Annotated in this window: 11 protein-coding genes and 1 other RNA gene; 2 read left to right on the top strand and 10 right to left on the bottom strand. The window is 39.4% G+C overall.

Features of this window, described 5'->3' with window-relative positions; all coding sequences use genetic code 11:
- Positions 1-29: 29 nt before the first annotated feature.
- Genes ACJJVX_RS17575 through ACJJVX_RS17590 form a run of 4 tightly spaced genes read right to left on the bottom strand, consistent with a single transcriptional unit; the run spans position 30 to position 4344 of the window.
- Positions 30-1196, bottom strand: a complete 1167-nt coding sequence (locus tag ACJJVX_RS17575; RefSeq protein WP_054453709.1) for an FAD-dependent monooxygenase — start codon at positions 1194-1196, stop codon at positions 30-32.
- Positions 1193-2392 (bottom strand): 2-octaprenyl-6-methoxyphenyl hydroxylase, encoded by a 1200-nt coding sequence (gene ubiH, locus ACJJVX_RS17580; RefSeq protein WP_405632677.1) that lies wholly within the window; start codon positions 2390-2392, stop codon positions 1193-1195. Before ubiH ends, ACJJVX_RS17575 begins: the two co-directional genes overlap by 4 nt.
- Before the next feature lie 9 nt (positions 2393-2401).
- On the bottom strand, positions 2402-3733 hold the full coding sequence (gene pepP, locus ACJJVX_RS17585; RefSeq protein ID WP_054205585.1) for a Xaa-Pro aminopeptidase: 1332 nt from the start codon (positions 3731-3733) through the stop codon (positions 2402-2404).
- Positions 3734-3780: 47 nt separating this feature from the next.
- On the bottom strand, positions 3781-4344 hold the full coding sequence (locus ACJJVX_RS17590; RefSeq protein ID WP_054205584.1) for a UPF0149 family protein: 564 nt from the start codon (positions 4342-4344) through the stop codon (positions 3781-3783).
- Between the two features lie 194 nt (positions 4345-4538).
- Between ACJJVX_RS17590 and ssrS the strand changes: the two genes are divergently transcribed.
- Positions 4539-4722, top strand: a non-coding RNA gene (gene ssrS, locus ACJJVX_RS17595) — 6S RNA.
- A gap of 418 nt (positions 4723-5140) precedes the next feature.
- A complete protein-coding gene (locus tag ACJJVX_RS17600; RefSeq protein WP_054205583.1) occupies positions 5141-5797 on the top strand; it encodes a hypothetical protein in 657 nt (218 codons plus the stop codon).
- A gap of 132 nt (positions 5798-5929) precedes the next feature.
- On the opposite strand, the gene ACJJVX_RS17605 is transcribed toward ACJJVX_RS17600, so the two are convergent.
- The 6 genes from ACJJVX_RS17605 to ACJJVX_RS17630 form a co-directional block, all read right to left on the bottom strand.
- Positions 5930-6343, bottom strand: coding sequence for a DUF4019 domain-containing protein (locus ACJJVX_RS17605; RefSeq protein ID WP_054205582.1), 414 nt, complete (start codon positions 6341-6343; stop codon positions 5930-5932).
- A 49-nt stretch (positions 6344-6392) separates the two neighbouring features.
- Positions 6393-6881 (bottom strand): GNAT family N-acetyltransferase, encoded by a 489-nt coding sequence (locus ACJJVX_RS17610; RefSeq protein WP_054205581.1) that lies wholly within the window; start codon positions 6879-6881, stop codon positions 6393-6395.
- Between the two features lie 3 nt (positions 6882-6884).
- The gene (locus ACJJVX_RS17615) at positions 6885-7244 is read right to left on the bottom strand and encodes a 5-carboxymethyl-2-hydroxymuconate Delta-isomerase (RefSeq protein WP_169326449.1); all 360 of its coding nucleotides are present in this window, start codon (positions 7242-7244) and stop codon (positions 6885-6887) included.
- A gap of 273 nt (positions 7245-7517) precedes the next feature.
- The gene (locus ACJJVX_RS17620) at positions 7518-10148 is read right to left on the bottom strand and encodes an RND family transporter (RefSeq protein WP_405632682.1); all 2631 of its coding nucleotides are present in this window, start codon (positions 10146-10148) and stop codon (positions 7518-7520) included.
- A gap of 9 nt (positions 10149-10157) precedes the next feature.
- A complete protein-coding gene (locus ACJJVX_RS17625) occupies positions 10158-10991 on the bottom strand; it encodes an outer membrane lipoprotein-sorting protein (RefSeq protein WP_405632685.1) in 834 nt (277 codons plus the stop codon).
- A 9-nt stretch (positions 10992-11000) separates the two neighbouring features.
- On the bottom strand, positions 11001-12200 hold the full coding sequence (locus ACJJVX_RS17630; RefSeq protein WP_405632688.1) for a hypothetical protein: 1200 nt from the start codon (positions 12198-12200) through the stop codon (positions 11001-11003).
- Positions 12201-12298: the final 98 nt, after the last annotated feature.

The following is a 12298-nucleotide window of genomic DNA, read 5'->3' on the forward strand; positions in this document are numbered from 1 at the left end:
CTCAAAAGCCTTACTCTCGCAAACTACCCTTACTTCCCTATCGCTTGTTTTGCAAATAGGTGCTTAATAGGGCCTAGGTTATCAACTAAGCTTAAACCCACTCCACGCACTAGTTTTTTAAGCGGGTTAGCGCCTTCAAAAAGTTCTTTTAAGCCTTGCATCATGGCTATGTGCTTTTGCGCGTCGAGTTTACGGGTACGTTCGTAATCACGCAGAGTACGTGAACTTGCAAACTCTTTATGTTGTTGGCTTAGCAGCTCAATTAAGTAAGCGGCATCTTTGAGGCCTAAATTCATACCAAGCCCAGCTAACGGGTGAATGGTGTGGGCAGCATCGCCTATTAACACTACTTTACCTTCTACCCACGTTTGCGCATAACGCATTGTTAATGGAAACGCAGCACGCTCACTTTGCACTTCACATAACCCACATTGGCTATCTAAAGCGGCCATTATCGCTTTATTAAAATCGTTGTTATCCATTGCTAATAACGTTTGGCAGTGCTCAGGACTTGTTGACCATACAATTGAATGAGTGTTGGCATCTGGCAATGGTAAAAATGCTAATGGCCCTGTTGGTAAAAATACTTGGCGTGCCATATTGTTATGTGGCTCAGCGGTTTTAACCGTCGCGACAATAGCGTTATGGTCGTAATCTTTAAAGGTAATTGGCAAGTTAAACTGTTTGCGAATTGCTGAATTTGCACCATCAGCCGCCACCAGTAATTTGGCTATCACCGGCTCCCCTGAATCTAAAGTAACAAATACGTCATTGTCACTTTGATGAATTTGTTGGTAACGAGTATCAAATAATAAAGTTGCTTGGCTATGATTTTCTAGCTCTTTGATCAATGCATAACGAATAACATCGTTTTCGACTATATGGCCTAAATGAGGTAAATCTAGCTCATCGCTGTTAAAGGCAATTTTACCAAAACTGTCTTGGTCGCGTACATCCATATGGGTATAAGCGCGCGCCCGCTTTGCTATAATTTCTGGCCATACATTGAGGGATTCAAATAACGCTTGGCTAGCAAGGCTTAATGCACTTACTCGTAAACCATATTCATCGCCAGGCAATACCTGCTTTGACGCAGCATCTATTACGACCACGCTGATATTCGCTTTGGCTAACCCTAATGCGAGCGTTAAGCCTACACAGCCACCGCCCACAACACATACTTGTGCTTGCTTCATAGTCGTTTACCTTGTTTTACTTGCCCCATTAATTGCTTTGCCAATGGGGTTTTTAATGAGGAACATAAATCCATGGAGAATAAACCGCAGCTGCGGCCAAATGCCAGTACCCGTGATGAGTTTGAAAATAACCGCACTAAAGAATCCGTTAGCGTCATTACGGTATTAATATCTTGATTACGTTGCTTGGCATATTCACGTGTAAATGCGTAGCTGCCGATTGCTGATTCACTTTTTACTAATTCACTTGTTATTAGCTCACATAACAGCTGTACATCACGCAAACCTAAATTAAATCCTTGTCCTGCAATAGGATGAATTGCATGCCCAGCATTGCCAATAAGTACTGTTCGATGACTACTAAAAGACTCTGCACGGCCATACACTAACGGGTAACTTGCACGCATACCCACTTTACTAAATAGCCCGCCACGATAGCCAAACGCACTTTGTAGAGCATTAATAAAAGCATCATCACTTAGCTTTAGGTGATCGTCAATATCCGTTTTATCCATACACCATACTAGCGAATAACGGTTATTACTCATGGGTAATAATGCCATTGGCCCATGCTCAGTAAAGCGTTCAAAGGCATGATTATGGTGGCCATCTGCCACTTCGATATTGGCAATGATTGCCCCTTGCGAATATGGCTGGGTTGCAAAGTCTATCTTCGCTAATTCGCGCGTTGGCGACTGCGCTCCATCGGCAACAACCACTAACTTGGCATTTAAACTATTGCCTGATTGTAAGGTGATCTGTGCATTGTCACTTGTGTAGTTTAAGCTCGCGATACTGTCAGGACAAAACAGTTTAATGTGTGAATTGGTGAGCTGATTATGAAGTGAGCGGCCAAATGGATTAACTTCAACCACATAACCCAGTGCAGGTTGAGCAAACTCATCACAATTAATATGAGTTTTTCCAAAATGCCCACGATCCGATACGGATACTTTTTTAATCGCAGTAGCAAAACCAATATCGGGGTCAAACACCTGCAACCCCTTTAAAAACTGTACAGATTGCTGGGCTAGCGCAATGCTACGATCATCAAAACTAGGGTGATAGTCAGCATTTATTTGATTAGCCTCAACTACGGCAATGCTGAGGTTTGGCGCATGTTTAGCCAAGCTTAACGCACAACTGGCACCCGCTAAACCGCCACCAACAATAACTACATCAAACTGCTCTGCCACGCGCTGCTCCTAGCGATTAGTTGCTTGTTTTTTCATTAAGGCTTCAATTTCGCTGATACTTTTGGGCGCACTCGCTGTCAGATTTTCATGACCTTGCTCAGTCACTAACAGATTATCTTCAATACGAATGCCAATGCCTTTATATTGCTCAGGTGCTTTAGCATCTAAACTAATATAAAGCCCAGGTTCTATAGTCAATACCATACCAGGCTCAAACGGGCGTTCTTTTTCGTCTTTTTTGTAATCACCTACATCATGTACATCTAAACCAAGCCAATGACCTAGACCATGCATATAAAATGCTTTGCATGCTTGATTGTCTAACAGCTCTTGTAAATCGCCTTGCAGAATACCTAAATCAAGTAAACCTTGCGTAAGTACTTTCATAGCCAGTTTATTTGCTTTTGAAAGCGTACCACCGGGTCTTACTTCAGTAAATGCCGCTTCTTGCGCAGCAAGTACAATAGTATAAAGCGCGGCTTGTGGTTCACTAAATTTGCCATTGATTGGGAAAGTACGAGTAATATCCGCCGCGTAACCGTGTAGTTCTGCACCAGAATCAATCAGCACTAGATCACCATTGGTTAGCACATCGCTGTTTGCGGTGTAATGCAATATGTTAGCGTTATCGCCACCACCTACAATAGTGCCGTACGCAGGATGGCGTGCACCATGCATTGCGTAATGATGATGAAGCTCCGCTTCTAATTGATACTCAGTAGCACCGGGCTTTGCAAATTGCATAGCACGCATATGACCTTGTGTACTTATTTCACAAGACTCACGCATAATGCGCACTTCAGCTGGCGATTTAAATAATCGCATTTCGTGCACTAAACCACGAATATCTTTAATAGTGTGCGGTGCTTTGTAACCTTTTTTAGGTGCGCCACGTAGGGTATTTAATAATTCCCACACTTTATCGTCAAATTGCGGGTAAGTGCCTTGTGCATAAAATAAAATCTGCTGGCCGTTCACCAAATTCAATAATTGTTCAGTTAGCTCACTCAGTGCACATGTTTGGTCGAATAAATAATCTTTTTTGGCTTTTTCAAAACCGATTCGTCGGCCGTGCCAAATTTCTGCCAACTTATCTTTGTTCAAACAAAATAACGTACTTGGTGTTTCACTGCTTGGACTCAGTACCAACACAGCATCGGGTTCATTAAAACCAGTTAAATAGAAAAAGTCACTATCTTGGCGAAACGCATACTCAGTATCTCTGCTTCGAGTTACTTCGTTTGCCGCTGGAATAATTGCTACGCTATTTGGCTCCATCATGGCCAGTAAACGCTCTCTGCGTGCTTTAAACTCTGCTTTTTCTATACTAACTGTTGGCATTGTAAACCCTGCTTTTAGTGTTTCTTAACGTTAAGGTACATTGTCACTTAATGAAGTGTTTTTTTAGTGCTTTTTGGCGCTGGCTCTTGGCCAAGTTCTGCAAAGCATAAAAGTGCAGATACACGCACATACTCAATCACTTCGTGCAATGCTTGGCTGTCCTCTTCAGTTTCGTCAAACATGGTATCTAAGCGGGTAATTTCGCTAAAATCACTGATCACTTCTTTTACGTCAGCTGATAATTTTCCATAGTCTTTTTGCTTTAAGCCAAAACCAAGCATAAATCCTGCAACCCAAGACACTAGACCATTGGCTTGATCGACTAAAGTTTCGTCATCGCTTGGTAAAAATAAATCAAATTGAAATTCTTCATCGTTAAAGCTCTCTACAACTTGCTTATAAATAACGGCAAAAAATTCTTTCAAATCATGGCTAAATGATTGACCATCATTAAACACATCGCTTAATAAGCCTAGGTACTCTTTGGCTTCAATACTCAAACCACAGGCTAATAACCCACTGATCACGCCATGCGCTTCTGAAGGAGTGACAAAAATTTCGTTTTTTTCCAATAGTAATTGGGCTTGCTGGTAATCTGGTAATTCGTTCATGCTGGCATCTTCACTTGGCTAATTAAGTTAATGCTACCACTCGATAAATAGCAACTCCAATTAATTGTATGATTGAGGTCAAAAAGCAATCCGAAAAGTAAATAGTCAGTTACCAATGCTGAAAAAACCTTCGAACAGTACAATTATTTTGAATTTGGGGTGTAAGGATTGGCTTATGTCTTATATACTCAATTTGTTCCCTAGGGTGTTGGTACTTAGTTAAGTCCCTGAGCCGATAAATTTTATGTTAGGGTTTCTGTTCGTCTGCTATTGTGCAAGCTCGGCATGTACCGAGAAGCCTACGGCAAACCGCAGATTCCCGCCCTGAGACCTTCTGGTTTCAGGACTAATACCGAGTACCGCATACTTGGGGAACACCTTACTTCTTCACTTAAGCTCTACTACGTTAATACATAAATAGTTAGTAAAAGCTATATGTCGTATTTTTCCCTTATTGCTAATCTGTTTCCGTTAAACTAATTGATAATTAAATTTAAAAATTAAAAATAGTTTCATTTATATTGAGAATAGCTTACAAACAAAACGTTACAATATAACATAACAGCAAACACAAAAGCAACTAACTTGAAATTTTTTCACCTTTAAAACCTATCCCCTTTAAGTCAATAAAATAAATTAAACAGGCTAATTTGCAGCACTCGCAGGTAAAATTAATTGTGATTTACTGAATAATATATTCCTTGCAATCTTTTTTCAAAACTTAATAATTGCCTAATAATAATTCATTTGTATAATCGCCGCCCATGGAAGCAAATAAATATTTAAAGGAACCAATATGTCCGCTTATCTAAAAAAACTACTCACTACTGTTACTCTTTCTGCCACTCTTGTTTTAACCGGTTGTATGTCAACTGAACTAAAAACAAATGATAAATACGAACTACCTATCGCGATATCAACCAATAACCCAGCGTTAATTTTCCCAGTATCACTACACGGCGTACCTGGAAATGATACTGAGGTTGGTCTAGCTATTACAGCTGGTGTAGCTGGTAAGTATGGTGCTTCTGTTATTTCTGCACAGCAACTTTATAGCGTAGTAGGCAATCTGTCATGGACACTTGGCGAAAGTATGCGTAGAGGCGCAAATAAAGGTGATTACAAAATCAATTACTATGGTGAAAGAATCGCAACCGACTTACAGTACTCAATGGATAAACTAACTAAAGCGTTAAAGAGCTCTGGTGTTATTGATGATAAAAACTTTTCTTTTGAAAATGTAATTGTTCTTCACGTAGATAGCAGCGGTGGTATTCCAGTCCCTGGCGTAAGACGCGTTACTGCATTTGGAGGAATTATTAACGTTAAAGATCTAGAGGTTGTTTCTTATATCGAGAAAGATCTTGTTCTAGCTAATGACAATGAGTCTATCTTGGCGCAAATGCCACTTGAAATGAATGCAATTGTCGAAGAGTTAATCGGCAAAAAATAAGCATTTATGGCCTTACAAGCATATGCTTGTAAGGCTGTTAGTATGTAGATTAACTCTATCCCCTCCCCTAGAATTAAGCCCAGCTCGCGATTGTTTCCATCATAAATATCTAAATAATAGATTAAGTATTTTCTATTGAATAAAATAACCAATTACCGACCATTGCTCCGCAGATTTTTTTAACATCACTGTTTCAATGGATTGTGCTTTATTTTCAAAATCAGTTTGGAACTCTAAAATCACATAATCACCATCTGGTAATTGTGGTATGGAGGTTAATACTTGACGGCTCACGCCTTCACGAGATTTAACAGCGCCAAGTGGCCTGCGAACTTGCTCTAGCTTAGATACCCAAAGTGTCTGGGGGACATTTTCTTGAAAAAACGCACCCGCCTGTTGCCAGCTAGCTGCATACTTACCACTATCAACCTCTTCTAACCAGCTTGTAGTCGGTTCAATTTCTTTTGACACATCGATAACTTTAGGTGCCTGCGCCCAAGAGAGCGTAGCTGTAATTAAACATAAAATAGCGATGAGATTTCTCATTTAAAGTTCCTTTTTATTATGTATTATAAGCGCATTAAATTAAAATATATTACTGTACAACTTTGCCGTAAATTAGTGCATTATAAAAACGATCATTTTTATATATAGCTTTATGTAAGCAGCCCTCTTTCAAAAAACCATTTTTTTCAAGCACCTTTGCTGAACGTAAGTTATTTTCAAAGACAACGGCATGCAAACGCACAACCTCAGTTGCTTGTAGTTGTGCAATTAATAACGCTAAAGCTGTTGTAACAACTCCTTGCCCCCAATATTCTTGAGCCAGCCAGTAGCCTATTTCGGCTGATTTACTATATTCAAACTCTCCTTTCATTGCTCCTATGCAACCAACACATTGCCCATCGAGTTCAATCGCCCATGCGTTACTTAATATGCAGCCTTTTTCAATCCACCAGCGCGCATCCTCTTCAGTATATGGGCTAGGTATTTTCGATGATAAAAAGTGAGTAACTTGTAAATTATTAAGATACTTAACAAGCAATAAGACATCGTTTGGTTGAAATGACCTGAGCTTGATCACGTATTATACTCCCTTACTTTCGAGTTGATTTTTATTACAATAAGTGGCCTTTTCAAAGTCACTCACATTCATCGCAATGTTATCGATATGCGGGAACATCTGAGTAAGTTTGGTCACTATCACTTTTGATAATTCAGCTTTTTGAGCCGTTGTTCGACCTTCCATTATATGGCCAAAAACATGGATAAATTCGTGCTGTTTATTGCCCACTAAATAACGATTATACGGGTTTACCCTGACTTTAATTTCATGCTCAGCAAACAACCCCGAGGCGTTTACAGTATGGTAAATTTGCTCATTAATAGTATCTTCATCATGATAGGCCAAGATACTCTGCGAGCAATCGATAATAAAATGTGGCATTAAATAACTCCTTGTTTATGAAAAATAAGTATTTAATTTAACTTATCTTTTTTATCATAAAGTACTGCATTATAGTTAATTTTATTATAGAGCTATCAAAGAAAATGTATGAGTATATAAGGAAAACGAGATGGTGTTATACCTAAGCCACCTCAAAATGCAGGATTTTACCTTTAGTAGAGTGTATTTTACCTCTTCTCACTTTAATCTAAAGCCGCATCACCCGATACGGCTTTATTATTTTATCTAGGCTAGCATATAGTCCTTTATATTTTAACTTTCAGGGGTCAATATCCCGACTGCGCTTTGTGATTCACTGGCTTTAAGCTCCCCCTTGAAAAACCAAGGTGCGAATAAAGTAATGACAAATAACGTAACCATACCGCTAATTAGCAGTGATAACCCCACTAATGTACCAAGATCAATCAGTGCTTTGTGCTGAGAAAACAACAAAGCAATAAATCCAATACTGAACACCAAGACATTAGCAATAATCGCCCTACCACTTACCCTCATTGCATTTAATAAGGCGTGGTTAATACTGTGACCATTTTGTATTTCATGTTGGATCCTCAAGATGTAATGCACTGAGTAATCAACAATGCCAAGTACTAAAAATGAAATAATGGCCGTCCCGATGTTCAGCTCAATGTTTAATACCGCCATCAATGCAAAATAAATCATCACTGTAGACAATAAAGGCAAAGTGCCTGCTAAACCTAAGCGAATCGATTTAAACCATATGATCATGACAAGCAACACTGTTATTAATGCAATAGAAGCGCTCACAGTTTGACTTTTCACTAACGCATCTAACACAGCAGTCCATATGATTGGCGAACCTGCGTGTGTAATTTTCACTCCTTCCGGTTTGTTTTTTTCAATCCATGGTAAAGTGTGATCTAAGAAAGATTGATAGTCATTTGCCACCGTTGTTCCTAGTGTGTAAAGCAACACGGTTTTAGAAAAGTCTTCGTTTAGTACATTTGTGACATCAGAACCGCCACTATTTTCAAACATTAAAATAGACTGCCTGATGATATCACTGCCGGCAATTTCAACTTCATAAGTTTGCTTTGTATCTTCATCAATTTCAGTAAAGCGCTCAACTTCATTGGGTAGACGATTGTACTGAGGATCAAAGTCATTCAATGTGTAATTAATACGCCTTACATAGCGCGCCAAAGAGTAGCTGTAATTCACTGTACTGTGCTGATGAATGTGTTGCTCTAATTGGTCAATAAAATGTGCAACTTCAAGAGTCAATGCACCACCTTTTATACCTGTATCCACTTCGATCCAACCAGGGCTGGTACCCGCAATGTGATTATTTATAAAATCGTCGGAGATCCTAAAATCACTTTGTTCTGGAAAGTAACCCGATCCCATATCATCAACACGCACTTGCGAAGCCAAAAAGCAAGAGCCAGCAAAAAGCCCAAGAAAAACCACTGAGAACACTTTTCGATTAGCCATAACAGGTGTTAACGTGCGCACAAGTAAGCGACTAATAAAATATTTTTCACTCACATCATCACTACTTTGTGTTGTTTGTGGTGTCGCTATGATGTCTTTGTTCGGGAAAAGAGAGAGTAAAGCTGGGATCAATAATAAAGAAATAATCAGCGCAACAAACATACCAAACGATATAAACAAGCCAAAGTTGCGCAAGCTTTCAATACTGGATGACGTTGACATTGTAAAGGTCAAGCAGGTTGTTATTGTGGTTAATACAACTGGGGACACCATTAAGATCATCGCTTTGCGAATAGCCACTAAGCGAGATTTATTGATTTTCTTCTGATGGTAATACTCAGCCATAACGTGTATCGCATCAGATAAGCAGATGGTTAATAAAAATACCGGCAGGATGGCAGTGATCACATCTAATGGCGCATTTACAATGGCCATCATGCCCATTGTCCACACTGTACACATGACAACGTTTATTAAGGGGATAACAACACCTAAAATGGTCTTAAAGAATACCGCTAAAATTACCGTAATTAATAAAATAACGATCGGCAGTAGAGTCGCAAAGTCGTGATCTATCACTTGCTTTTGTGCAGCAAAAAATACCGGAACTCCACTGATATAAATATCATCTTTAAGTTCAGGGTGAGCCTCTTGGTAATCACTAATAAGTTGTTTAAACGCCTCATATGCACGCACTTGGCCAATGGCATCATCTTCTAAAATACTTAACTCAACAACAATAAGTGCAACTTTTCCATCCGGTGAAATTGGACCATACTCAATGAGCTCGTTATCTTGGACTGCATTTTTAACAAACTCGATATCTTGATTGCGCTGATTCACTGTTTCTTGCGCAAACATAGTACCATGTTCATCTAAAAAGACATTTTCAGTTGATGACAAACCCGCCATTTCTCTAACGGGGTCAAGGCGTTCAGCAAAAACTCGTAAATTGCGTTGCTGCTTGTCTGTCAATTGCCAAGTAGCTGATTGACTGACAAGTTCACGCGCGAGTAAACCGTCATTTGGGGTCATGCCATCCGCCAAAATTACATCAATACTGGTTATTAGTTGACGGTTTTCTGGGTAGGCAGATTGCAGCTCTTTAAGCATTTGCGCATCGCTTTGATCAACGTAGTTCATTCTTTCAGCTGCGCGTGATAGATCAAAAATAGCGTTAATCGAAGCTTGATTGAAAACTGTATTATCATTGTGCAGAGCGATCATTACAGAGTCGTATGTGCCCGTAAACTCCTCTCTTAAGTCAAAAATTGTACTGCGAGCAGGGTGATCCTGCGGTAAAAAATAGGGGTTGTTATCTTCACTCAAATTAGCAGAAGCAACCAGAAAGTAAGCTGTAATAAGTACTAGCAAGGCTAATATTGATTTTGGGTACTTAAACACAAAATCTAGATATTTTTCTAACATGTCAATTCCTTATTCTAATTCAGAGATTTTAATTAACTCTGCAACATCGCTGTCTTTTATGCCTCGTTTAAGTTTCGACTTTCTGAAAATGGCATCTTCAATACCTTGGTTATAAAGCGTCTCATGAAACAAAAAAGTGCTTTTTTTATTTTCAATAAAATTTGTCATAGTTGATGCCGTAATCGTCCAAAACCCTTGAATTTTATCAACTTTATCAACGTCCAGTTGTTTGAATAAAATACCTTTTGCATCAAAGTATTGCTGTTTCAAAATTAACTTTCTGTCTTTATCAACCCAAGTTACCAACTTGTAGTATCCCGACTTATTTATAACATCTTGTGATTTTGGAGTACGCTCAATGACATGTGTCTCAACGTCATTTACGCTTTCGCTTTTTACAATTTTTGAGTCAAAATCAGTGACGCGCAATTTATCTAAATCGTAATACGAATATTCGCTGCCCATAAAAGCGCCACGTTTATCCGTCGCGGAAATACGTCTTACTTTTCTAAATGCCGGAAGGTACATCCACTGCTCGTCTTCCTGCGCCGTACCTTCATCAAAGCTGCGCATCAAAAAACTAATATCGCGCACATCTGCGGGGGCTTTGATAGCCAAAACCATTACTTCGTCTTGATCTATATCTTTTTGCAACATATAAAACTGTCGCTGATTAAGCAGACTATCATCGCTTAGCGTTTTCAAAGTCACCGTGGACATGTAATCTTTACCGTCATTGCGATCACGCACCTGTTGTAAAATGTTATTTGCGTCATTAACCGAAGCATCTGCAAATACACTTAACAAAATGCCAGCTGAGGCCAAAATATGTGTTAGTTTCATTTTTTCTCCTTAAAAATAATATGTTGCAGCAAGCCAAATGCGATCACGCTGCTGCTGTGCACCTAAATAATTCGCTTGCTCACCATCGATGAGATCGAGGTTTAGCTTTAGTAGCCAATATTGATTGGGCTTGTAAGTTAGTTTTAGCTGGGATAAAAGCCCACCACCTTGGTTATCGACGTAACTTAATGCCGCGCGTAAGTAAACTTGATTAGCAAAGAAACCCCGCTCTGCTGAGGCTGTGTAAATTGGTGCAGATTCTGGGATCACATACGTGGGTTGCCAACCATTGAGCAATTGATTGGTATACTGAACTGTTGTAGTCCAATCTTTGTAGCGATAATCCAAGCCCACTAATGCTTCCAACTTGTTGACGTCTTTGTGCTGTAACGCACTATCATTAACTGTGTAATTATCAAAGTAGGCAAGCTCAGTCCGAAGCACGAAGGCATCTATTGGCTTGCTCAAACTAGTTCCTAGCATTGAAAACTTTTCATAGGAATAGTCAGGCCGTTCACTAGCCGTTGCATTCAATACGGGATCATCTTGGTAACCGTGAAATGCGTACAAGCTGATATCTGTGTCATGAACAAACATGTTATAACGCAAACCTAGTTCGTACTTCCCCCACTCACTGCTTTCACTATTTGGGTAATAGTTATTGCCAAACTCTGCACCCGAGGCTGGGTATTCATTACTACGTTGTTCAATAGTGGTAATAAAGTTTAACGTATCGCCGTTATCGTACTCATAGTCCACTTTTAACATTGGCACAGCCACGCGATAATCGTCGATATCAAACAAAATAAAGCTTTTAAAATCCAATGGATTAATAACATCAACAATACGTAAATCGTCGGCTTCGCCCCACACTACCTTTTGATAACCAAATGACCAAAAGCTCAGGCCTAATTCCCCTGAAACATACGCCTCTTCGATAATTGCTCGCGATCCATATTGATCTTCGGCTGCAATGCTAAAACGCTCATTATCACTGTAGACAAAGTCATGCTCTAACCTGCCATCAAAGGTAAAACTCAACTGCTCAGTGCTGTATTCAAGTTTTGTCCCAACCGCAATTCTTTGCTCTGTAGCATAATTTTCTGCAATGTTGTAACCAAAGCTACTTGTTAGATTAGGTTGAACATACAAATTGGCGTAGCTACTGCTACTTACGCTGCATACAGCAATCAATACTAATCGGTGCATGAACTACCACCGTCAATAATCACAACGTACTTAATTCCCACTGTAATTTCCTTATAGAGAAACAAACAGTAAACACATTAGGTCAACCGACCTAACTT

The organism is Pseudoalteromonas sp. Ld20, from assembly GCF_045064175.1.
GTDB classification, from domain to species: Bacteria; Pseudomonadota; Gammaproteobacteria; order Enterobacterales; family Alteromonadaceae; genus Pseudoalteromonas; species Pseudoalteromonas neustonica.

What these genes read in the sequence shown, in the direction of transcription:
- ACJJVX_RS17575 (WP_054453709.1), bottom strand. Translation starts at nt 1,196, where the DNA reads ATGAAGCAAGCACAAGTATGTGTTGTGGGCGGTGGCTGTGTAGGCTTA.
- pepP (WP_054205585.1), bottom strand. Translation starts at nt 3,733, where the DNA reads ATGCCAACAGTTAGTATAGAAAAAGCAGAGTTTAAAGCACGCAGAGAG.
- ACJJVX_RS17590 (WP_054205584.1), bottom strand. Translation starts at nt 4,344, where the DNA reads ATGAACGAATTACCAGATTACCAGCAAGCCCAATTACTATTGGAAAAA.
- ACJJVX_RS17600 (WP_054205583.1), top strand. Translation starts at nt 5,141, where the DNA reads ATGTCCGCTTATCTAAAAAAACTACTCACTACTGTTACTCTTTCTGCC.
- ACJJVX_RS17605 (WP_054205582.1), bottom strand. Translation starts at nt 6,343, where the DNA reads ATGAGAAATCTCATCGCTATTTTATGTTTAATTACAGCTACGCTCTCT.
- ACJJVX_RS17615 (WP_169326449.1), bottom strand. Translation starts at nt 7,244, where the DNA reads ATGCCACATTTTATTATCGATTGCTCGCAGAGTATCTTGGCCTATCAT.
- ACJJVX_RS17620 (WP_405632682.1), bottom strand. Translation starts at nt 10,148, where the DNA reads ATGTTAGAAAAATATCTAGATTTTGTGTTTAAGTACCCAAAATCAATA.
- ACJJVX_RS17625 (WP_405632685.1), bottom strand. Translation starts at nt 10,991, where the DNA reads ATGAAACTAACACATATTTTGGCCTCAGCTGGCATTTTGTTAAGTGTA.
- ACJJVX_RS17630 (WP_405632688.1), bottom strand. Translation starts at nt 12,200, where the DNA reads ATGCACCGATTAGTATTGATTGCTGTATGCAGCGTAAGTAGCAGTAGC.